Annotated in this window: 18 protein-coding genes; 9 read left to right on the top strand and 9 right to left on the bottom strand. The window is 67.7% G+C overall.

Annotated features, from left to right (window positions below; translation table 11 throughout):
* Window positions 1-74: 74 nt before the first annotated feature.
* The gene (locus IT306_07605; protein MCC7368270.1) at window positions 75-2,297 is read right to left on the bottom strand and encodes an ABC transporter substrate-binding protein; all 2,223 of its coding nucleotides are present in this window, start codon (window positions 2,295-2,297) and stop codon (window positions 75-77) included.
* A 363-nt stretch (window positions 2,298-2,660) separates the two neighbouring features.
* On the opposite strand from IT306_07605, the gene IT306_07600 reads away from it, so the two are divergent.
* Complete coding sequence (locus IT306_07600) at window positions 2,661-3,101, top strand: hypothetical protein (GenBank protein ID MCC7368269.1); 441 nt, start codon at window positions 2,661-2,663, stop codon at window positions 3,099-3,101.
* A 74-nt stretch (window positions 3,102-3,175) separates the two neighbouring features.
* Window positions 3,176-3,718: an MOSC domain-containing protein gene (locus IT306_07595; GenBank protein ID MCC7368268.1), complete on the top strand. Its 543-nt coding sequence runs from the start codon at window positions 3,176-3,178 to the stop codon at window positions 3,716-3,718.
* A gap of 97 nt (window positions 3,719-3,815) precedes the next feature.
* Here IT306_07595 and IT306_07590 read toward each other — a convergent pair whose 3' ends face one another.
* The 3 genes from IT306_07590 to IT306_07580 all read right to left on the bottom strand — a co-directional run bounded on the left by IT306_07590 (window position 3,816) and on the right by IT306_07580 (window position 6,001).
* The gene (locus tag IT306_07590; GenBank protein MCC7368267.1) at window positions 3,816-4,256 is read right to left on the bottom strand and encodes a VOC family protein; all 441 of its coding nucleotides are present in this window, start codon (window positions 4,254-4,256) and stop codon (window positions 3,816-3,818) included.
* Window positions 4,257-4,655: 399 nt separating this feature from the next.
* Window positions 4,656-5,219 (bottom strand): sulfotransferase, encoded by a 564-nt coding sequence (locus IT306_07585; GenBank protein ID MCC7368266.1) that lies wholly within the window; start codon window positions 5,217-5,219, stop codon window positions 4,656-4,658.
* Window positions 5,220-5,257: 38 nt separating this feature from the next.
* Window positions 5,258-6,001: a sulfotransferase gene (locus tag IT306_07580; protein MCC7368265.1), complete on the bottom strand. Its 744-nt coding sequence runs from the start codon at window positions 5,999-6,001 to the stop codon at window positions 5,258-5,260.
* Between the two features lie 604 nt (window positions 6,002-6,605).
* Between IT306_07580 and IT306_07575 the strand changes: the two genes are divergently transcribed.
* Both IT306_07575 and IT306_07570 read left to right on the top strand, forming a co-directional pair.
* Window positions 6,606-7,451, top strand: coding sequence for a class I SAM-dependent methyltransferase (locus IT306_07575; protein MCC7368264.1), 846 nt, complete (start codon window positions 6,606-6,608; stop codon window positions 7,449-7,451).
* A gap of 233 nt (window positions 7,452-7,684) precedes the next feature.
* Window positions 7,685-8,605, top strand: a complete 921-nt coding sequence (locus tag IT306_07570) for a phosphotransferase (GenBank protein ID MCC7368263.1) — start codon at window positions 7,685-7,687, stop codon at window positions 8,603-8,605.
* Between the two features lie 285 nt (window positions 8,606-8,890).
* Here the strand turns inward: IT306_07570 and IT306_07565 are convergent, their stop codons facing one another.
* Both IT306_07565 and IT306_07560 read right to left on the bottom strand, forming a co-directional pair.
* Window positions 8,891-9,835, bottom strand: coding sequence for a TIGR03560 family F420-dependent LLM class oxidoreductase (locus IT306_07565; protein MCC7368262.1), 945 nt, complete (start codon window positions 9,833-9,835; stop codon window positions 8,891-8,893).
* A 251-nt stretch (window positions 9,836-10,086) separates the two neighbouring features.
* Window positions 10,087-10,632: a chloramphenicol phosphotransferase gene (locus IT306_07560; GenBank protein MCC7368261.1), complete on the bottom strand. Its 546-nt coding sequence runs from the start codon at window positions 10,630-10,632 to the stop codon at window positions 10,087-10,089.
* 751 nt (window positions 10,633-11,383) lie between these two features.
* Between IT306_07560 and IT306_07555 the strand changes: the two genes are divergently transcribed.
* Window positions 11,384-11,620, top strand: a complete 237-nt coding sequence (locus IT306_07555) for a hypothetical protein (GenBank protein MCC7368260.1) — start codon at window positions 11,384-11,386, stop codon at window positions 11,618-11,620.
* A gap of 74 nt (window positions 11,621-11,694) precedes the next feature.
* Here IT306_07555 and IT306_07550 read toward each other — a convergent pair whose 3' ends face one another.
* Genes IT306_07550 through IT306_07540 form a run of 3 tightly spaced genes read right to left on the bottom strand, consistent with a single transcriptional unit; the run spans window position 11,695 to window position 15,180 of the window.
* Window positions 11,695-13,308: an NAD(P)/FAD-dependent oxidoreductase gene (locus tag IT306_07550; GenBank protein ID MCC7368259.1), complete on the bottom strand. Its 1,614-nt coding sequence runs from the start codon at window positions 13,306-13,308 to the stop codon at window positions 11,695-11,697.
* Window position 13,309: 1 nt separating this feature from the next.
* On the bottom strand, window positions 13,310-14,248 hold the full coding sequence (locus IT306_07545) for a homocysteine S-methyltransferase family protein (GenBank protein MCC7368258.1): 939 nt from the start codon (window positions 14,246-14,248) through the stop codon (window positions 13,310-13,312).
* Window positions 14,245-15,180 (bottom strand): homocysteine S-methyltransferase family protein, encoded by a 936-nt coding sequence (locus IT306_07540; GenBank protein ID MCC7368257.1) that lies wholly within the window; start codon window positions 15,178-15,180, stop codon window positions 14,245-14,247. Before IT306_07540 ends, IT306_07545 begins: the two co-directional genes overlap by 4 nt.
* Window positions 15,181-15,466: 286 nt before the next feature.
* Between IT306_07540 and IT306_07535 the strand changes: the two genes are divergently transcribed.
* From IT306_07535 to IT306_07520, 4 genes are all read left to right on the top strand, one after another.
* On the top strand, window positions 15,467-16,540 hold the full coding sequence (locus IT306_07535; protein ID MCC7368256.1) for a LacI family DNA-binding transcriptional regulator: 1,074 nt from the start codon (window positions 15,467-15,469) through the stop codon (window positions 16,538-16,540).
* Window positions 16,541-16,892: 352 nt separating this feature from the next.
* Window positions 16,893-18,977, top strand: a complete 2,085-nt coding sequence (locus tag IT306_07530) for an MCP four helix bundle domain-containing protein (protein MCC7368255.1) — start codon at window positions 16,893-16,895, stop codon at window positions 18,975-18,977.
* Between the two features lie 399 nt (window positions 18,978-19,376).
* Entirely contained in the window at window positions 19,377-20,249 is an 873-nt protein-coding gene (locus IT306_07525) for a glycosyltransferase family 2 protein (protein MCC7368254.1), read from the top strand.
* Window positions 20,250-20,442: 193 nt separating this feature from the next.
* Complete coding sequence (locus tag IT306_07520) at window positions 20,443-22,140, top strand: hypothetical protein (GenBank protein MCC7368253.1); 1,698 nt, start codon at window positions 20,443-20,445, stop codon at window positions 22,138-22,140.
* The last annotated feature ends 312 nt before the right edge of the window (window positions 22,141-22,452 follow it).

Below are 22,452 nucleotides of genomic sequence, written 5' to 3'. Positions count from 1 at the left end.
GCGCAGCCGATAGTTGCGCCGCGCAGCGGGGCGGGGGGTGAGGGGTTCTCGCCGGGGAGTGAGGGCCTCTCGCGCTACGACTTGAAGTAGTACGTCGCCGGCTGCGACGACCCCGGCGACTTGTGGCTGGCGCTGTTGAACAGCCGGTCCGGGATGTTCCCCAGGTTGTTCTTCGAGACGCGGACGCCCGTCGTGGCTGGCGACAGCCCGACCGTCCCAATCGTCCACAGCTCCTCGGCCAGGATCGACCAGACCTGCTTCGTCAGGGCGATGCGCTCCGCGTCGGGGACGCCCATCGCCTTCTGGTACAGCTCCATCATCTCCTTCATCCTCGGCGGCGGCTCCTTGCCCTGCGTCCCGCCCGAGGCGAACCAGCGACCGTACAACGGGCCGTTGTACGAGGTGCCGCTCGACGGGAAGGCGTTGCCAGGATCCTGCGCGTAGATGTCCTCGATGCCGTCCGCTGCCCGAATCGCGATGTGGTGCTCGTTGGCGGAGATCAACTTCTCGGCCAGGCTGCGCTCGTTCTCCTTGACGTCCGCCTGCAAGCCGATCGCCTTCCAGTGCTCGCGGACCATCTCGGCCACCTTGGTCAGCGGGAAGAAGACGCCGCTCTGCGTCATCAGCTCGATGCGGAGCCGCTGGCCGTTGTCGGTCCGGAGCCGGTACCCCTCGGCATCCTTCTTGTCCAGGCCGATCCGGTCCAGGATCTCATTCGCCTGCTTCGGATCGTACTGCATGTTGAGGTTACGGTACTGTGGCCCCGGGCTGTACTGCGAGTCCTCGCCGATGATGTACGAGCCGGGCGTGCCCATCCCCAGCCACAGCGCCTCGTTGAGCTGATCCCGCTGGATGCCCAGCGACATCGCGATGCGGAAGTCCTTGTTGTTGAGCCACTTCGCGACCTCCGCATCGGCCTCGTAGCTCATATTGAGCCGCAGCGGCGCGTCCGAGCCGAAGTTGGCCGGGTCCAGGTGAACCTTGTAGTTGCCCTTCTGCTGATTTTCGATCAGCACCGGCAGCTTGCCAAGATCGATGTGGCGGCCCTGGAAGTCGATCTCGCCGGCGATGGCCCGCAGGTTCAGGATCTCGAGGTTCTCGGCCAGTTGCATCTGGATCTTGTCGATGTACGGAAGCTGGTTGCCCTCGGTGTCCACCCAGATGCTGTACGGGTTGCGCTCGTAGCCCCAGACCGCCGAGTTGGCCGGGCTGACCGTCTTCCAGGCCGAGACGACGGGCAGGTCGGGGTTGAGGGCCGGGTCCGACTTGTTCTTCATCAGGTTGACCCAGTTGTCAAAGCCGGCCGCCTTGACCGCGTCGTCGATCTGGGCCTGCGGCGTGTACTTCGGGTGGAACTGCTTCAGGTAGTGGGCCGGCGCATATGGCCCCGCGCCCAGACCTTCGGAGCCGTTCTCGTGCTGGCCGCCGAGTCGGTTCAGACCCGTCAGCACCACCAGCAGGGCTGGATACGGGGACGGCGAGCGGAACGCCACCGTGCTCGCGTCGATCTTCTCCAGGCGGACCGGCTTCCGGTCGATCATCATCTGGACCATCGGCGCGGGCGTCAGCTCCTTGTTCGAGTACATGTCCTCGAACCAGAAGACGAAGTCGTCCGCCGTGAACGGCTGGCCATCGGACCACCGCATCCCGCGCCGCAGCTGGAGGATCAGCGACCGACCGCCATCGGCCTCCTCCCAGCCCCGCGCGATGTTCGGCACGATCTTCTGGCAGGCGTAGTCCCAGTACACGACGTTGTCGATACCGGCAAAGCGGCGACCGTTGTACTTGTCGCCGGGGCCGGTGAACGCCCGACGGAGCGTGCCGCCGTACGTGCCGATCTCCCGCAGCGGCTTGACGACCAGCGGATCCTGCCCGATGCGCTCCTGGATGGGCGGCAGCGCGCCCGCCTTGACCAGCTCCGCGAGCATCGGGGCCTCCTTGAAGCTCTTCGGAGCCTGGGCCGGGTCGGTGAGGATGGTCGGCCCTTCGAGCTTGCCGACAAGCTGCGCGCCCAGCTTCGGCTCGGCCGGCTTCGCGGCGGCGGGCGCAGCCGGCGCTGGCGCAGCGGTCGGCTTCGCATCGGCGGCCGGCTTCGCGGCGGCCGGAGCCTGAGTCGGTGCGGCGGCAGCGGCCATCGTCGGCGCGGCCGGGGCTGGGGCCGGCGCAGCCGGCTTGGGCGCCTCGGCCGGCTTCGCCGGGGCCGCGGTGGGTGCGGCAGGTGATTGCGGCGCACAGGCCGCCAGCAGGCCGACGCCGGCCATCCCGAATCCTAGCTGCAAGAGCTCGCGTCGTGACACTCCGTGCTTCGTCGCCAAGAGATCGCTCCTTCATCGAGAACGCGGCTCACCACAGCGTGAGCCAGGCGCGACAGCGCAGCAGCTCGACCACTCCATCTGATGCTGGTCAGCGATATCCCTCTCCACTCACCTCCGAGGCTGCCCGCGCACGCCATTGGCGCAGCAGCGATAGTTCTGGTCTACCAGCTTTCCGGGGGCGCGTCAACGCTTGCGGCAGACCGACGCCCGCGCGCAATTCGCACCCCTCAGTCAGTGGCCACGACGCCTGCATGACGGTCAGCCAGCCCACACCGGTACACTTCTCCTCAGCCGGCTGACCGAGCCGCGCACCCCGCATCTGGAATCCGAGTGCTTCCCGAGCGTATGACGACAACACCAGCCGAGCGCCTGATCTGCATCGAGTGCGGCCACCGTCTCTGGATGGCTCCCGACCACCGTGTGCCCTGTCCCGACTGTGGCGGCGAGCTTCGCCGGATGGGACCGTTCGAGGCGTTCGTGGACCGCTGGTTCGCGCCGCCCGACATGCACGCCTCGGACATGCACCGGCGGCACATGCAGCTGGTCGAGCTGCTCTGGACGGCTGACGGGCGCGGCCAGGAGTGGTACGAGATCGTCAATCCGAAGAAGGTCTCGTACTCGGCGTTCGTGAAGCGGGTCAACCCGCTCATCTGCCGAGGGCTGGACGAAGGGTGGATCGTGGCGAAAATCCCACGCGCCCCCGTCCCCAGCGACACGGCGTACGGGCTGGACATCTCGGATCCAGAGCGGTTCGTGGACGAGCTTGGGAGGCTGTTCGCCCCGTAGGTGCGAGCACGGGGCGGTCGACTCGGTGGACCTCGGATCATCGAGCGAATCAGCGCAAGACGGAGGGGATGAGTATGTCAGGCGTGGTCACGGCGGTCAGCCGAAGCGGATCACACACGATGGTCAAGCCGAACGAGACGAGCGTTCGGCTGCTCACCGGGCTCGGCGTGGAGGGCGACGCGCACCTGGGCGAGACGGTCAAGCACCGCTCACGGGTGGCGATTGACCCGACCGTGCCAAACCTGCGCCAGGTGCACCTGATCCACGCCGAGCTGCACGACGAGCTTGAGGCGGCCGGCTTCACGGTCACGCCCGGGATGATGGGCGAGAACGTGACGACCCGTGGCGTCGATCTGCTGGGCCTGCCGACCGGTACGAAGCTGCGCCTTGGCGCATCGGCAGTGGTCGAGGTGACGGGCCTGCGGAACCCGTGCGCGCAACTGGACGGCCTGCAGCCGGGCCTGATGAAGGCGAACCTCGACCGTGACGCGGCCGGCAACCTGATCCGCAAGGCGGGCATCATGGGCGTCGTGCTGGCGGACGGCGAGGTCCGCCCGGGTGACGCCATCACGGTGGAGCTCCCGCCGGAGCCGCATCAGCCGCTGCAACCGGTCTGATCGCCGGCTTCCAGCGCAGTGCGGCCCCTGATGTACCCGCCGGCAGCTATCCTCTATCCTGCGGTCTGGCTGGTCGCCGGTCGGCCGCGAGGAGCCCTTAGCCGAGCTGCTCGCTCAACCCGACGATGATGCCCTCGGGGCCGCGGATGTAGGCGAGCCGATACGTATCTTCGTGCTGCACCACGTCGCCGACCAGTGCGGCGCCGTGGGCAAGCAGGCGCGCGACCGTGTCGTCGACGTCATCGACGGCGAACATGATGCGGCGGATCCCGAGTGCGTTCACCGGAGCGTTCTCGGGTCCGGTTCTGATCGCTGCCGGCGTGTGGAACTTGTCCAGCTCGATCCGTCCGTGGCCGTCCGGAGTGCGCATGAACGCGAGGGTCGCACGAACGTTCTGAAGGCCGATGAGACGATCTACCGAGGGGCCTTCGACGGTCGTCTCGCCCTCCAGCTCCATTCCAAGCTCGACAAAGAACGCCTTCGCAGCCTCGAGGTTGTCAACCACGATGAGGACATTGTCCATCCGCCGAATCGTCATGGGAGGCCTCCTTCTTCGTCGCGCGGCCCGTCGTGGCCGCTGGTGTACCTGGGACGGAGCCAGCGCCACATTCTCGACACCCGACGGGACAACCTTCCAGGGCGCCCGACAGCCTCCCCAGCAGGCTCTGGTCAAGGGTCACGCCAGAACCCTTCGGTTCGCGTAACTCCGATTCCACGAACGAATGCCCTTCAGTCACGTCAAGTCTCTGTAGGTTCAGGCGTACGCGGTGCCCGTGCTCTTCGTCGCTCCTGCTACGACAACGATGACGATGGGTCATAGCCGAGGCGTTCGATCGCCCAGTGAAGCTCATTGGTAACGAACGCCCGTTCATCGGCTGAGAGTTGGTTATCACGATGGTGGACGGCGGGGCGCTCGAAACCGGCCGACGTCTCGACATCATCGAGTCCCAACTTCTCGAAGAGCAGGCGACGCTGGCGTGGCCAATCCTCGGCCAGGTCCTCCAGCCGCACCGGCAAACAGCTCCTCCACGAAGCCGCGCAGGATGGCGACGAGCGTCGGTCGGCCGTCGAAGTAGCGTGGCACGATGCGACGATAGGTCGTCGGCTCGTACGGACCGCGTGGGGGCATCCGCCCATCGGCGGGGATGCCTACGTCGAAGGCGTACCAGACCAGTTGCTGCCAGAGCCGATCGAGTGCCGCCCAGTCGCGCGGTACTCCGACCATCGACGGGAGATCCCAGCCGCGAAACTCGGTCTGGGAATAGCCGCACAACGTCACGCGCATGAGGCGGTCGAAGCGGCGCAAGGCGTCATCCCCGTGGAATGGCGTGTACGCGCCGGTCAGGGCATGAGCCAGGTCTTCCAAGCCCCCAGGGTCGATCAGGAACCGTGTCTCATCCGGCAGCGCATAGACCACCGGGTGCTGACCAAGCACGGTGGCGAGGCGGGTGGTTCCTGATCGTCCCGTTCCACCGATGAAGAAGGGCCCTGGCGTGGTCATCCTGCGCGCACTCCCCGATAGGTCTTGCCACATTCGGATCAGCGACTTGCGCCCGCTCCATCGTCTTCCTGGTACCGTCTGACCCACTCGTCCGACTGGGCATCAGCCTGACGCTTCAGGCGACGCTTCGAGGTACCGAGGTCTGCTGGCGGTGCAATCTCCAGGAAGTCGAGGATATCCCCAAGTGTTTCCTCATAACGATTCACGAGTTCCTCATAGACGACTTCGAATGGCTCGATGCCGTTCTCGGTGAAGTAGGATCTCCAGGCCAGGTTGTGGTCGTCGATCTGCCGCGCCAGATAGGCGATTGCCTCCCCGTCGTAGTGTGGCTCCTGGACCAACGTCGGCTTGTCTTCCGTCATCCAGTTCCAGGCTCCGGTCTGCATCGCCTTCCAATGCGAGATCGCCTGACGCACGGTGTCCCGTCGACGGAGCCAGATGTAGCGCAGGTTGGGGAAGGTCTTCGGTAGGAGGCTCGGCAGCTCCGCCAGTGGATCCCTCGAATCTGGCTGCAGTTTCTGAACGAAATCGCCGGCATACCCCCAGGCCATCTTCGCGCCGAAGACGCCGTTCGGCGTCGCGGTCTGCTCCATTGCCGCGCGGACAAAGTCAGCGTAGTCGTAGTCGATCAGCCCCCAGGTGGTCGCCCAACGCTGCTCATCATCCTGCCAGAAGTACTCAGCTGGCTGGCCAGCAACGCCCGTGTTCCAGAGGCCTTCACAGAGCAAGGTGCTGCCGCTTCGAGCGGTGCAGCAGACGAGGTAACAGGTATTCGGTGTCATCAGTCACTCACACGTTCAGCGCCAGCAGATGATCGTCGAGATCGCATCTGCACACGGCGTTCCATTGAAGAGACATCGGCGTCTGGTACTTCCGGACATCGCCAGGAATCTAAAATCCGCTCAGCCGATGCGGAAGGTCCCTACATCATGGAGCCAGACGGTTAGGCCAGCGCGAGGGCCACACCAAGCATCACTGCGAGGATGCTCACCAACCGGAACCGTTGTGTCATTTGCGTTTCAGACCAGCCTAGCCCGGCTTGATCACGGGAACCTGTTGTGAGTGAGTCAAGTTTCAGGCAATCAATCTGTTGCTGGTGCAGAGGCGTGCGATTGCCCGGTCAACGTGGTCGAAGGCGGGGCGGAGCCTGGAGTTGGCGGGGGTGGCAGCGGGGATGACCTGAGCCAGACCGGACGAGGCGAGCGTAGGTGCGGGTGAAGAAGAGCGCGGCGCGGAGGCCGTCCTGGTCGATCTGATCTTGCGCCTGCATCAGCGAGCGGTTCACAGCGGTCGTCATCCGGGCCGGTCCTGGCTGGCCGCGTGCTGCATTCGATCTCTCTGAGGCACCATATCTGGTCAGAGGCTGGTCCGGGGAGGGAAGCCGCGGTGTTCAGCGATACGAATCGGCCCGCGCCGATCCCCGCCGAGATCGTCGCGTACTACTCCACCACCGGCATCGAAGCGGCTCGCCTGTCGAGGGGCCGCGGCCGGCTCGAACGGGCACGCACCCAGGAACTCCTGGAGCGGTATCTGCCGCCGGCCCCGGCCGTGATCCTGGACGTCGGCGGCGGGCCTGGGGTGTACGCCTGCTGGCTGGCACAACACGGCTACACGGTCCATCTGATCGACGCCGTACCGCTCCACGTCGAGGAGGCACGGCTGGCCTCGTCCCAGCAGCCGGACCATCCGCTCGCCAGCACCGCCGTGGGCGACGCCCGCCAGCTCGACTGGCCAGACGAGAGCGTGGACGCGGTGCTGCTGCTCGGCCCGCTCTACCACCTGACTGAGCCCACAGACCGGTCGGCCGCGCTCCGCGAGGCGCGGCGGGCGCTTCGGCAAGGCGGCCTGGTGCTGGCCGTCGGCATCGCGCGCTTCGCGACGGCCCTCTACGGGCTGTTTCAACATTGCCTGGACGAGCCCGGCTACCTCGACATCATGGCCCGCGACCTGGCCGACGGTCAGCATCGGGGGCGATCCGAGCCGCCGCTGAACTTCACCACGGCGTACCTGCACCGACCAGAGGAGTTTGCGACCGAGTTTGCGGAGGCTGGCCTGTGCCACGAAACGACGCTGGCAATCGAAGGCGTCGGCTGGCTGCTCCAGGATCTTGACCAGCAGTGGGCCGATCCCGACCACCGTCAACGCCTGCTCGATCTCCTGCGGACGCTCGAAGCAGAGCCGACGATGCTGGGCGCCAGCTCGCACATCATGGCGGTCGGGCGGCGCTGCTGAGGGTCTGCATGAGCGCCGTGCTACGTTCTGCGCTCAGAACCTCATCACCCGGCCTGACTACGACCTCAAGCCGGCGAAGGAAGGTCTACCCAGCCCGGTGGATAGTGACCTCTGGAGCAAGGGGCGCAAGATGACGATCGGGCAGGCAACGAGCTACGCACTCCATGCCGCGGATCAGCGAGGCCATTGCCTCTGTTGTCGTCTGCGGCCGGAACCGGTGTCACGGTGATCCCATGAAGCTCGACCATCTGGGTGCTCCACTGCGGCCAATGACGCGCGTGCAGGGCAAGGCGTCCAGCAGTGTGTACCGGCTCGACACCGAGCACGGGTCGTTCGCGGTGAAGGAGCTCGGCCTCGAACGTGGCTCGACGTTCAGGCACGACGATGTGTTCCGTTTCGAGCGCGCGGCGTTCACGGCCGGCGTCCCGATGCCCGAGCCGATCTCCGCCGATACCGAGGTGCTTGTGCATCGGTGGGTCGACGGAGACGCGGTGCCCGAAGAGCCGGTGTCCCGGGCGTTCACGCACGAGATCGGCGAGATCCTCGCCTGCATCCACGCGCTCGACGTCACCTGGACGCACACGTCCGTCGAAGACCCGGCGCCGCGAGACTGGCGCGAGCTCGCAAGGAGGGCGGCGGTGACCGACCAGCCCTGGGCCGACGAGCTTGCCGGCGCCGTCGATGCGTTGCTGGCGGTCGCGGACTTCGTCGACACCTGCGAACGGCCAGGCCCCGTCGTGCTGACACACCGGGACATCCACCCGTGGAACCTGCTCGCGCGAGAGGGTCGGCCGGTGGTGCTCGACTGGGAGCTGTCAGGTTCGCTCGATCTGGCCAGTGAGCTGGGATCGACCGCGCTGAGCCTCTCGAAGGGACGTGGCTTCGACCACATCGACGCGGCGGTCTTCCGCTCGGTCCTCGACGGCTATGTCGCAGGGGGCGGAGCGCTGCCGCCATCGGGTCCGAGCTGGTTCGTGTTCATCATCGGCGGCTGGCTGGGGTTCACGCGCTGGAACATCGTGCGCTGCCTGGCCGGTGTCGAGGCGACCACCGGGCCCGGTCTCGCGCGGTGCCACGCGGAGGTGCGCAACGGGTTGCGCGGCCTGCCCGACATGTTCGGCCGACTCCACGCGTTCGAGGATCTGCTGCCTTGACCGTGACCAGCCTCGGTGCCGAGCGCGCTGCACGACGCACGCTCCCGAATCCCGCTCGCTCGTGGCCGACACTCCATGAGCGCGCGATTGGCGCGTCGATCTCCAGCACGTGATACTCGGGCTGCACCAAGACGGCTGTAGCCTGTCACCGGGCTTCTGCCGAGGCTCGCCTCCCGAGCGTCTTTCACCACCCGCGTCCGTTTCTGGGACATCCTGGCAGGGCAGGATGTTCTGGTTGAGGACGTGCGGACGAGGAGACGGTTCTGGGCCTCGGCAATCCGCCTGTCAGGCAAAGTGCGGCATGACATCTGAGACGAAGAGTTCGCGAGTCTCGATGTCGTCCGGGTGCTCGCCATTGATGATCAACTCGATACCGGCATCCTCGTATTGCCCGATCAGGTCGACCGCCTCGGCCACCGTGCCCACGAAGCCACGCAACGATCCGCCGGCAGACAGTCGCTCACGCTTCGCCGCCACGGCGGCGTCGTCGCGGGCAAGCAGCCAGCGCTGGAGAAGCGTTTTTTCGATTGTATCATAATCGCGACTTGCCGTTTCGCAATGTCCGCGCAACACTGCCAGCTTGTGCCGGACTTCATCAAGATCGACATCGGCAAGGTCGCCGACGATGTTGCACGCGTCGGCCAGACGGGCAACCGCGCGCAACGTCATCTGCTCGCCGCCGCCGGCGATCATCACCGGCGGATGCGGCTGCTGTACCGGCCTCGGTTCGAGGATCGCATCCTCGACGTGGAAATACCGGCCGTGGAACGTTGTGCGCGGCTCGGTCCACATCTTCAGGATCAACTGGACCGCCTCCTCCGCCTGCTGGATGCGGGTCGCCGGTCGCAGCGGGAACTCCCAGCCATATTGCCTGTATTCATCCTCGAAGAAGCCGGCGCCGATGCCGAGCGTCAGTCGTCCCCGGCTGATCACATCGACGGTTGCTGCGATCTTGGCGAGATGGGCCGGGTTGCGATAGCCAACCGAGGTGGCCAGCGTGGCGAGCCGGATGCGGCTGGTGACGGTCGCCAGCGCTGCCAGGGCGATCCAGCCTTCCATGACCGGCTCGTCGGGTTCGCCCACACGAGGGATCTGGATCATGTGATCCAGGACCGAGAACCAGACAAAGCCGTGGTTCTCCGCCCATTGCGCCTTCACCTTCACGGCCTCGAAGGCCTCGGACGGATCGGCGGCGTCGAGCCACGACGAGTTGTGCAGGCCAAACTTCATGGCAAGGGACTCCAGCTTTCATTGGACAGCGTGGCGGCGGCGCCCACCGACGCCAGGGTGGTGACGCCTCGGGACACGCAGCCAGTATAGGGCGAACAGGCGTTCTGGGCGAACCTGGTGACGAGGGTGCTGAAGGCTGTCGAAGTTTCCTCTTCAACCGGCGCCACGGAGCCCATGCTCACCTGCGATGATGACGTACGGAACGGGATCAAGCACAACCCGCAACGTGTCTCAACACACCTCTGCCCGGACTAGAGACCGAATGCATCGCGTATCAGCAGCGCGCACTCCGCCGGCGCGGCTTTGCTGGTATCGACTGTGAGATCGTAGTGCTTGCCCTGGTGAACGCGATCGTATTGCCAGCGGGCGAGACCGATTAGGCGGTCGCCTCGCGCGCGCTCGCGCGCTTCGAGCACGTCGAGCGGCGCGGATACGCCGACCATATGCAGGGTGACGTCGCACAGCAGGGCCGCGTATTCGGTTGCTTCGTTCCCAAGCATCACGTCGTCGACGATCAGATTGTTACCAGCCTGGGCCATCGCCGCGATGGCACGGCGCATGCCGAGAAACGTCCGCTCTGCCACCGGCCCGCGCTGGATGCTGATAACTGGCTTGCCATCTTGCAGGCCGGTCTCGAACATCAGGCCCTCGGGATGATCCAGGTAGGGCTCTGGCATCATGTCGAGGAAGGCATCCATCTGCACATGTAGAAACGGCGCGGACGTGATTTTCTGCAACGCCTTCGCGACGGAAGTCTTGCCAGCGCTACCGACACCATTGAGCAAAACGACGTGCACGAGTCTATGCAAAGATGGCTTTCTGAGCACCCACGATGATGATCGCTGGCCCCTTTCAAGCAGTGTCGCGGACTGAGGCCGTGGCTGCCAGCTACCTCGAGGAGTTCTCAGGGCGATTGCATAACCTTGTGTCAAGTGGAGACCGAAAGGACGGTACCGCGGCCTGCTCCGGAGGGTCGTAAGCAGGAGGATATCGATGCCAAGCCTGCCAGCGACTGTAGGCCATCGCGAATAGTGCAGCAGGCTCTGGTCAAGCCAGAAACCTCCGGTTCACGTAACCCTGTTTACACGACCAGACGATAGCCCTGAACCACATTACCTTGACATTCGCAAAACGTAGTAGCCTCAAGGCATATGACCGGCCGAGGCAACAAGGCTGGGCTTGCCTACGCTCAGCACCCGTCCCCGAGAGACTCTCTTTGAGAGGGTACTGAAGATCATCGCCTGACCTTCTGCCGGTTCGCGTACCCGCCTTACACAACCCACTTTCGATCTCAAAGATTGAGGGGGCGCGGTGGGACGGTGCCCGACAACCTCCCCGGCGGCCCGTCCTGCGAATAGGCCTCCGGCAACGTGGCAACGCTGATGGCTCATCACGGATGAGGGTGCAGCGGTCGGCGGCGCGTTCGACAGCGACACGGCAATCGCCCTGCGCGTCCAGCGGGCGCGCTTGCACTCGGCGGGCCGTTCCCCATACGCTCCTGCCGGCCGCCGGCAGACCGGTGGCCGGCACCTCCACGAAGAGCGAGTGATGCGCCCGTTTTGCCTCGTCAGGGATGAAGATGTCAGCGGCGTCTCGGGAACGGGCGTCGTGGCCGAGGGCGTCGTGTTCTCGTCGGGCAAGGTCGTCATGTCGTGGTGCAGCGAGTACGCCTCGGTGACCATCTTCGACAACGTCGAGGATCTGGAGAAGGTCCACGGGCACGGCGGGCGCACCCGCATCGAGTGGCTGACACCGCCCAGCGAGCCGCCCTGTCCCGGCGACTGAGCGTCTGCTGAGGGGCACGGGTCCGACCGGCGCAGGCCCGCGCAAACTGTTGTCAGTCAGACGCGCGCCCGCGGTCAGGCCGGATCGGCAACCCGCTGGCCCTGCATCGCCAGGAGCACCGCGCCGGCCGCGTTGTGGCCAGACGCCCCCATGACGCCGCCGCCCGGGTGCGTCCCCGAGCCGCACAGGTAGAGTCCCTGAATCGGCGTGGTGTAGCGAGACCAGCCCACCAGCGGCCGGCCGAAGAACAGTTGCCCCAGCGAGAGCTCGCCGTGGAAGATGTGCCCGCCGGTCAGGCCGAAACGGGCTTCGAGATCCGGCGGGGCCAGCGGCAGCAGGTGCTCGATGGCGGACGGCAGGTTCGGCGCGTACTCGCCGAGCGTGCCCACGATCCGGTCCGTGAACACCCCGCGCTCGGTCTCCCAGGAGCCTTCCGCCAGCCGATACGGCGCATACTGGACGAACAGCGAGAGAACGTGCTTGCCCTCAGGGGCAAGGGATGGATCGTAGGTCGTGGGGATGCCGACCTCGATCATCGGGTGTTGCGAGGTGCGCCCGTACTTGGCGTCGTCCCAGGCCCGCTCGATGTAGTCCACGCTCGGGGCGACGTGCGCCGTGCCCCGGTGCTGCGGCCCGAGCGCCGTGCCGGGCAGCGCCCGCCAGGACGGCAGCTCGCCCACGCCAAGGTTGAGCTTGAAGGAGACGCCGGCGATCTTCCAGGCGTCCACCTCGCCGGCCAGGTCGGCGGGCAGGTGCTCCCGCCCGACCAGCCCCAGGAAGGTCCGCTTCGGATCGGCGTTCGAGAGAACCACCCGCGCGGGGATCTCCTCGCCGCCGGCCAGCGCCACCCCCGTAGCGACGCCATCGCGCACGAGAACCCGATCCACGGCAGCGCCGGTGCGGATCTCCGCGCCGGCCGCCCGGGCCGCGCTGGCGATGGCCTGGGAGACGGCGCCCGTGCCGCCCCGCGCGAAGCCCCAGAGGCCGCGCGAGCCGGCCGCCCGGCCCATCATGTGGTGGAGCAGCACGTAGGCCGTCCCCGGCGTGCGCGGCCCGGCCGCCGCCCCGATCACGCCATCGGTCGCCAGGGCCGCCTTGAGCGCACCCGACTCAAACCAGTCGTCGAGGAAGTCGGAGGCGCTGGCCGTGAAGACCCGCACGACCTCGGCAAGGTGCTTGCGGGGCAGCGTGTGGAGCCGCCCCATGAACGCGGCCCAGTCGGCCACGGCCTCGGGATCGTCGGCGGGCAGGCCGGGCGGCGGCTGGAGCAGCAGCGGCTCCACGAACGCGGTCACCCGGTCGAGCATCTCCTCGTAGGCCGGGTAGCGCTCGGCGTCTCGCGGCGAGAGGCGGGCCAGCTCCTCGCAGGTGCGGGCCATGTCCCGCCACATGAAGAAGTGCTGCCCGTCCAGGCGCGGCGAGAAGTAGGGCGGGTCTTTCGGCAGGATCTCGTAGCCGTGGCGGTGCAGTTGGAGATCCTGGACGACCTTCTCCTGAAGCAGCGACACCAGGTAGGCCGCCGTCGAGACGCGGAAGCCCGGCCACGGCTCCTCGGTGACGGCGGCGCCGCCCAGCACCTCGCGCCGCTCCAGCACCAGGACATCCAGCCCCGCCCGCGCGAGGTAGGCAGCAGCCACCAGTCCGTTGTGGCCGCCCCCCACCACGACGGCGTCTCGCAGGCGGGTCATCTCAGCGCGTCCCGAGCGCCTGCACCACCGACGCGATGGTGTCCGGAGTGGTCCCACAGCAGCCGCCGACAATCGTCGCGCCGAGATCGCGCCACGCCCGGGCCTCGTCGGCGTAGCGGGCGGGCGGGTACTCGTCGGTGAACAGCCACTCCGGCGGGTCGAAACGCCCGACGTGCGGATACAGCCCCTTCGCGCCCGAGCGGACCTTCGCCATCTCGACCAGGCCGGCCCGGCAGTCGTCCGGCGGGGCGCAGTTGACCAGGATCGCGTCCACGCCGAGCGGCGTCAGCGCGGCCTCGGCCTCGGCCATCGTCTCGCCGGTGAACAGCTTGCCGTCCTCGGTCGGCGCGAACGCCATCCAGCAGGGCAGCCCGACCTCGTTGGCCGCTTCCAGCGCGACCTTCGCCTCGGACACCGAGTTGACCGTCTCGATCAGCACCAGATCGCAGCCAGCCTCGGCCAGCGTCCCGATGGTCTCGACGTACTCGGCGCGAGCCTGCGCGGGGGTCGGCGCGAGGTCCGGGCGGAAGCACCATTCGAGTGTCGTGATCGCGCCGGCCACGGCCACGGGCCGCCCATTCGCATGGGCGTCGCGGCTCTCGACGGCGAGCGTGGCCGCCGCGCGCAGCAGCCGCTCGGCGCGGTTCTCCAGGTCGCCCGCCCCGACCTGCTTGCGGTGGGCCTCGTCGCGGAAGTGGTTGTAGAGCGCCCGCCGGGTCAGCTGAAACGTGTTGGTCGAGATGACATCCGCGCCGGCCTGCACGTAGTCGCGGTGAATCGCCCGGACGACGGTCGGCCGGTCGATCACCTGATGGTCGGCCCAGGTCACATCCCGCCGCAGGATCTCGGTGCCGATGCCGCCGTCGAGGACAACTGTCCCACCGCGTCCCATGCGCTCCAGCAGCGGCGCGTAGTGCGCCGTCTCGCGTCGCCCGCTCATGCTGCCGCCTCCCGCACCGCCACCAGCGCCTGCACGTGCGCGGGACCGCCACCGAAGCCCACCCCGACGATCCTGGCCCCGTGGTGCACCGCCCCGTGCCCCAGATCGGCGAAGCGGGCGGGCGTCCAGGCGGCCGTCTCGGCAAAGCGCGGGAAGAACTCGAACTTCCAGGACGGCGGGTCGTAGACGCCCAGGTGCGGGATCAGGCCGGCCGGCCCGCCCTCCTCGATGCGCTTGAGCGCGGCCTCAGCCGTGTCGGCTGGGGTGTTCTCGACGAGGACAGCCTCGGCCCCGAGGTGCCGCGCCAGGTAGACGGCGTCGGCCAGCGGCTCGCGGCTCAGCAGCTCGCCCTCCGGCCCGACGATGAAGCTGACCCAGAACGGCAGGCCGGTCAGGCGGGCGGCCTCGATGGCGGCCTTCGTCTCGTGGATCGTGTTCATGGAGGAGAGCAGCAGCAGGTCAGCCCCGGCCTCCACCAGCGTCTCGGCCAGCTCGTTGTGCTCGGCGCGGGCCGTGTCGTGATCCGGCGAGAGGTCCGGCCGGAAGCAGTGCTCCAACGGCCCGATCACGCCAGCGATCGGCACGCCGGCGCGGCCGGTCTGCTGGCGAGCCTCCCGCGCAAGCTGGACAGCCTTGCGGGTCAGGTCGACGTGGCGGGTCGCCAGCCCCGGTGCGCCGATGTGGGCCATGTGCGCGGGATCGCGGAACACGTCGAGGTAGATGCGCGCGTTGAGCTGGAACGTGTTCGTTCGCAGCACGTCGCAGCCAGCCTGGAGGTACTCGACGTACAGGGCGCGGACCGCGTCCTCGTCAGTCAGCATCCCGTGGCCGCGCCAGCGCACGCCCCTGTCAACCAGCTCGGCCCCCATGGGGCCGCTGACGACGAGCGGACTCGGCTTCGCAGCATCGCGGAGAGGGTCAGTCGCAGTCACGGTCGTGGCTCCTTCCAGGGAATGAGGATGGGGCCAGCCTGTTAGTGGCAGCGTGTGTCCTGGGACGGAGGATAGCATCGCCGGCCGCGCCGCGCGAGATATCCGGACGCGTGCTCGGTGCGATTGCCGCGGATTCCGCAGACAAAACGTTTCGGCACGCCGTCACCCTCTTGACACGGGCCGGCGGTTGGGCAATAGTGCCCCAGCGCCAGGGGTGGTGGCGTCGCCAACGGCTCGGCCGGCAATTTTCGCGGTGCATCGGTGCGCCGCTGGACGTGGGAACGGCATGGAGATTCGACGGCCGCTCACCCTCGAAGAGGTCGCGCGTCAGGCAGGCGTCTCCAAAACGACAGCCTCGGTGGTGTTGAACGGACGGGCCGAACAGGTTCGTATCAGCGAGTCCACCCGTGACCGTGTCATGGCCGTCGCGAACGAGCTGGGCTACGTTCCCGACCACGCCGCGCGCAGCCTCAGACGCCGAAGAACGGGGATCATCTCGCTGCTGCTCTGGCGGCTCGGCAGCCCGTTCTTCAGCGAGATCGCGTCGGGCGTAGGGTCGGTCGCCGGCAGCCGTGATTACGAAGTCAGCGTCATCGACGCGCACGACCTCGAGGCCGAGCTGCGCGCGCTTCAACATCTCCGCCAGGGCAGCGCGGACGGCGTGATCATCGCCGTCAACCGGCGGCAGGCAGTCGGCGCGGCGTTCGACTCGCTGCTGCTCCTGGCCCAGCGGCGGCTGCCGGTGGTGATCCTGCTCGATCACAGCCCGCACCCGTCGATCCCCTCGATCCGCGTGGACGACTTCGACGGCGGGTACATCGCCACGCGGCACCTGGTCGGGCTGGGCCACCGGCGCATCGGACACATGACCTGGGACGACGTGCCCCTGGTGACCGACGAGCCGGACGCCGGGCATGGCCGCTTCCAGGGCTACCGCAAAGCGCTGGCGGAGGCGGGCATCGAGTTCGTCCCGTCCTGGGTGACGGCCGGCCCGCGCGGCACGAACGGCGGCCTGGAGCTGGCGCGGCGATTCGTGGCGGCGCACCCTGACCCATCGACCCGCCCGACGGCGATCTTCGCCACCAACGACCTGATCGCCATCGCGGCGATGCGCGGTCTCCACGAGGCCGGCCTGCGCGTGCCAGACGACATCGCGATGGTCGGGTTCCACGGCGTCGAGCTGGGCACGCTGACGATCCCCGCCCTGACGACGGTCGTGCTGGGCTCGACGGAGCTGGGGCGGCTGGGCGCGGAGACGCTCTTCGACCTGCTGGACGGCCACGAGCCGGCCGATCCGGAGCGGGTGCTGCCGGTGCGGCTGGTGGTGCGGGAGTCGTGCGGGGCGCAGCTCGCGCGGTAGGCGCCGACAGACGTTGCGGGCTCGGGGTCGGGCAGCGGAGACGTCCGTATCTGCATCCGCCCCTGTCTCAAAAATGCCAGTCACTCCTGCGCCCGGAGTTCGCGGTTACGGGCATCACTCTGGCCTCGCCAGGGCCGTTCTGATGAGTATGCGCGAACGGCGGTGACGCCGCTTCGCACATCTGTGACGCACGCGGCCAGGGCACATGGGGACTTGCCTGACTGGCTGCGACAGCACCGTGGCTCCGTGTACTGAGCCGTGCTGTTGCCGGTGCGCTGTGGGGAATTGTGCTCGTCGTGCCTGAGAAGACGGCGAGTCGCGGCGTGGTGGACGCCGCCAGGAGGGATGTGCAGTGCGTGTGGGTGTTCGTGGAAAGCTGTTGGGAAGCTTCGGGCTGGTCCTTGGGATGCTGGCGCTGATCGGCACGCTCGGCCTGTACCAGCTCGGGCTGGCGATACGTGCCCTGCACGACATCGCCGACGACGACGTGGTCGGGCTGACGGCCGTCTTCGAGAGCCGTGCCGCCTCGCTGTCACTTCAGCGCGACCTGCGCGCCCTGGTGCTGGCGTTCACCCCGGACGAGAAGCAGCGGCTCAAGGCCAGCCAGGACGCCCTCGACAGGCAGTTCCAGGAGCAGATCGCGAAGATGAACACCATGCTCGACGCACCCGAGGAGCGGCAGGTGTTCGAGAGGCTCATGGCGAGCTACAAGGAGTGGGGCGAGGTCCGGAAGACGATCACCGACGCAGCGCTCGGCGGCGATCAGCTCACGGCCCGCACCACCCTCAACAACGAAGACAGCCAGAAGGTCATCACCGTCATCAACGAGCAGGTGTCCGAGCTGGTCCGCCTCAAGCAGGAGCGGATGGCCGCCGTGGTAGCGAGCCGCGATCAGAGCTTTGCGGTGGCCCAGGCCCTGATGCTCGGGGCCATCGGCCTGAGCCTCGCGGTCGGGTTCGGCGTGGCGTTCGTGATGGCGCGCGGCATCACCCGCCGGGTCACGATGGTGCAAGACACCCTGACCGCCATGGCGAATGAGGGCGTGGCGTCCATCGAGCGGGGGCTGGCGGCGATGGCGGCCGGCGACCTGACCGTCGCGGCGCACGCCTCCACGAAGCCCATCGACCAGTACGGCGCCGACGAGATCGGGCAGACGGCCCGCGTGACAAACGACGTGCTCCAGCAGATGCAGGCGACCATCACCAGCTACGAAGAGGCGCGGACCAGGCTGGCGGCGCTGGTCGGCACGGTCCAGGATGCGGCGGTGATGGTGGCCGAAAGCTCGTCGGGGCTGAGCCAGGTGGCCGGGCAGGCCGGCAACGTGGTGCGGCAGGTCGCAGGCGCAGTCCAGCACGTGGCGGCCGGCAGCGAAGAGACCAGCCGGGCGGCGCGCGGCTCGCAGGAGGCCGTGACGCAGCTCACCCAGGCCATCGACGGCATCGCGCAGGGGGCCAGCAGTCAGGCCCAGCAGATCCAGCAGGTCGCCGAGACGGCGACGGCGATGGCGACGGGGGTGGATCGGGTGGCGTCGGACGCCCGCGAGGTGGCCGAGGCCGGCGAGGCGACCCGCATCTCGGCCCAGCACGGCGCGGCGGCCGTCCGCGAGACCGTCAGCGGGATGCTGGAGATCCGAGGCGTGGTGGCCGACGCCGCCACGAAGGTCGAGCAGCTTGGGAAGCTGGGCGAGAAGATCGGGGCGGTCGTCGAGACCATCGACGACATCGCCGAGCAGACCAACCTGCTGGCGCTGAATGCCGCCATCGAGGCGGCCCGGGCCGGCGAGCACGGTCGAGGCTTCGCGGTGGTCGCCGACGAGGTCCGCAAACTCGCCGAGCGCTCACAGCGCGAGACCCGCTCCATCTCCGACCTGATTCGCGAGGTGCAGACCGGCACCCGCGAGGCCGTTCGGGCGATGGAGAGCGGCTCGGGCAAGGTCGAGGAGGGCACGGCGAAGGCAGATCAGGCGGGCACGGCCCTGACCGAGATCCTGGAGGCCATCGAGGCGATGGTGGACCGGGTATCCACTATCGCGTTAGCGGCCCAGGAGATGACCGCCGCCTCGCGCGGGGTGGTGGACGCGATGGGCAGCATCAGCGCCATCGTCGAAGAGAGCACGGCCGCGACCGAAGAGATGGCCGCCCAGGCCGGGCAGGTCAGCGAGTCGATCCGCGGCATCTCCGACGTCGCCGAGGAGAGCTCGGGGGCCAGCCGGCAGGTGTCGGCGTCGTCGGAGGAGATGGCGGCCCAGGTCGCGAACGTCTCCGAGCAGGCGGAGATGCTGGCGGGCACGGCGGCCGAGGTGCGGGCGTTGCTGGCGCAGTTCCGGGTGGACGACGGCCTGGTGACGACCATGGAGCCAGAGCCGGTGGTGGCGCGGCGTCAATCCGGAGACTGGGAGCCGGCGATCGCACGAAGCTGGGGACGCCGCGCCGGATAAGGATAGAAGACGCTCTCAGGTTCCCGGGCCGGCAGCGTGGGGGTTTGTCCCCCGCCCGTTTCATAGTAGAACGGGCGGGGGACAAACCCCCACGCTACAGCGTTGCGCTTCTTGAGACCGTCATTCAACAGCCAGCGGTTGCGAGCACGCCATCATCCATCCACCCAACGTGAGCGCACAACGAACCCCGTCAGCCCGAGCGCAGTGAGCCGCCACACTCCCCGTCATCCCGAGCGCAGTGAGCGTGCGAACGAAGTCGAGGGATCTTCCCTCATCAATCGTCCCTCACCCGGGGAAGATCCCTCTCCACTCCGCTCGTTCCTCGCTTCGGTCGGGATGACGAGCCGGGTGTGCTCGTGCCTCGCGGAGCTTGCCCTGAGCTTGCCGAATGGGGTCGGGATGACGAGCCGGGTGTGCTCGTTCCTCGCCTCGGTCGGGACGACATGTGTTCACACGCAACTCGGTTCCCTCCGCACGACGCGCAGAGCGGTACAATCTGCCCCGCTGCGCTGCAGTCGAAGGAGCGTGCCTGCCGTGTGGGGCGATGGCAAGAAGGTTTCAGTCGTCTTTCCGGCCTACAACGAGGCCGCCAACATCGCGCGGGCCGTCCGCGACTTCCAGGCCGTGCCGGCCGTCGACGAAGTCCTCGTAGTCGACAACAACTCGAAGGACGGGACCGGAGCGCTGGCGCGAGCGGCCGGTGCGCGGGTCGTCCTGGAAACGAAGCAAGGCTACGGCAACGCCCTCCGGCGCGGCCTGCACGAAGCGACCGGCGACTACATCATCCTGGCCGAGCCAGACGGCACCTTCGTGGCCGACGACGTCGTCAAGCTGCTCGCCTACGCCCACGAGCTGGACATGGTGATGGGCACCCGCACCACCCGCGAGCTGATCTGGGAGCAGGCCAACATGGGCTGGTTCCTGCGGGTCGGCAACTGGGCCGTCGCCAAGCTGCTCCAGTTGCTGTTTGATGGGCCGTCGCTCTCCGACTGCGGCTGCACGCTGCGGCTGATCCGCCGGGAGGCCGCCCAGAAGATCGTCGGGCAGCTGACGGTGGGCGGCAGCCATTTTCTGCCCGAGATGGTCGTGCTGGCCCTGCTCAACGGGCTGCGGATCGTCGAGGTGCCGGTGAACTACCGGGCGCGGGTAGGGGAGTCGAAGATCACCGGCTCGCGGAAGACGACGCTCAAGGTCGGAGCGCGGATGATCTGGCTGATCCTCGACTACCGCCTGAAAAGCTGGGCGCGCCCGCTGCCCCGCGCCAAGCACTGAGTTTGCGCGCTTCTGTGCGTCGTCGCTGGACAGCGAGCGCACGACCGTTAGAATGGCCCCGCAGCCCCCACTTCGCTGGCCCGCGCGACCGTCTTATTCTCCTACTTCTGTCAAACCCCTGGTTGACGCTGCCTGCGGCCGGCCACGGATGCAGGAGGTTCACGCTGCACAGTTCTTCCAGGAGTGAGCCGAGATGACCGAGGATCTGGCCTCGGCCGACAGTTGTTCGCGGCCGTCCCGGCGGGCGTTTCTGCGCGGCGCGCTGACCATCGGCGGCGCAGCGCTGCTGACGGCCTGCCGGTCCGCCACGCCCTCGCAGCCGGCCATGCCCGCCAGACCGACCCGGCCGCCGCAGGATGCCGCCCAGGCGGCTGACTGGCCGTCCCCGCGTCAGCCTGCCCCAACTGCCAGCGCGTCCCAGGCGTCAGCCGTCCGCACACCGAAGCCCGGCGGCACGCTCGTCGCAGCGCGGACCGCCGACGCGACGGACCTCGATCCACAGCTCACGCCGAGCCTTGCGCGTCAGCGGATCACCATGCTGACGTACAACAATCTCTTCCGACTGTCCAACGACCTGACCATCCAGCCCGACCTCGCCGAGAGCTGGCGCGTCACGCCTGACGGCAGGCAGCTCGACGTGGCGTTGCGGCGCGGCGTGCAATGGCACCCGCCCGTCAGCCGCGAGCTGACCGCCGACGACGTGCGATTCAGCTACCAGCGACTCCTGCGCGACTCGCCGGGCCGCTCCGAGTTCGCCGTCATCGAGGGCGTCGAGGTGCTCGACAAGTACCACGTCCGGTTCGTGCTGCGCTCCGCCAACGCCGGCATCCTCGCCACCATGGCCGATTCTCGCTGGGGCGCCATCGTCAACCGCGAGACGGTGGAGCGGCACGGCAACCTCAGCAAGGTCGCCGTCGGGACCGGGCCGTTTGTGCTGGAGGCCTGGACTCCCGAGCACGAGATGCGGTTTCGGAAGCACCGCGAGTACTTCGAGCGGGACAAGCCGTACCTGGAGGCGCTGGTCCTGCGGATCCTGCCAGACGAAGCGGCGATCGTCGAGGGGCTGCGGAGCGGCACCATCGACCACGCCATGCTGGAGGAGAACCGCTACCACGGTCAGGTTGCCGACCAGCCCCATCTCGCCATCTCCCGCACCCCCCGCCTCGGGTACGACTCCCTGAACCTGAACCAGGCCAGCCCACCGTTCGACAAGCCCGAAGTGGTGCAGGCCGTCAGCTACGCCGTGGACCGCGCCGCGTGCATCACCGCGGCGGCCGGGGGATTCGCGGTGCAGACGGCGCCGGCCACCCCCGCCATGAAGCAGTGGCAGCTCCGTCCGGAGCAGTGGCAGCCCACCTACACGGTGAATCTCGACCGTGCGCGCGAGCTGCTGGCCCGGGCAGGCCACCCGAACGGCTTCGAGGCGACGGTGCTGACCATCCCGACCCTGCCGACGATGGCCGTCAACGCCCAGGTGATCCGCGACCAGTTGGCGAAGATCGGCGTGCATCTCCAGATCGAGCACGTTCCCTACGGGCAGTGGCTGGAGCGGTGGCAGCGCAAAGAGTTCCAGGCGACGCTCAACACGACGGCCGGCTACGCCGATCCGGATACGGCGTTCTATCGCGCGTTCCACTCCAAAGCCCAGAACTGGACCAATCGCAACGGCCCCGAGCTTGACCGGCTCCTTGACGAGGGCCGCGCCGTGTTCGAGGTTGAGAGGCGGAAGCCGATCTACGACCAGATCCAGCTCAAGCTGTTGGAGCAGCCAGGACAGGTCTTCCTGTTCTCAGCGGAGATGATCGACGTGGCACACAGGCGGGTGCAGGGGCTGAGCCAGCACCCCACCACGACGCTGTGGAGCTACCAGAACGCCTGGTTGGATACGTGACGGGTCGTGGGCGCGACCCGGCGCGGGGTTTCGGGTTCTGGGTTTCAGGTTTCGGGGGGCGTGGGACTCTTGGTGAAAGCGTGCAACTTGCAATTGTCGTCCTGAGCGCAGCGAAGGACCTCACCCGCTGACCGTCAACGCTCACCCACCTGCTGACGCTCGACGTTTGCGTCAGCGGTCAGCAGTGAGTCTGTCATCCTGAACGAGCGAGCTTGCGAGCGACGTGAAGGATCTCCCAACCTTGACGGTCAGCGGGTGAGGTCCTTCGCTGCGCTCAGGACGACAATAGAGAGTTGCGTGCTTGCTATGAGC

Source organism: Chloroflexota bacterium (assembly GCA_020850535.1).
Taxonomy (GTDB): domain Bacteria; phylum Chloroflexota; class UBA6077; order UBA6077; family JACCZL01; genus JADZEM01.
The sequence above is the reverse complement of the archived record's forward strand: the minus strand, read 5'-3'. Positions and strand labels throughout refer to the sequence as shown.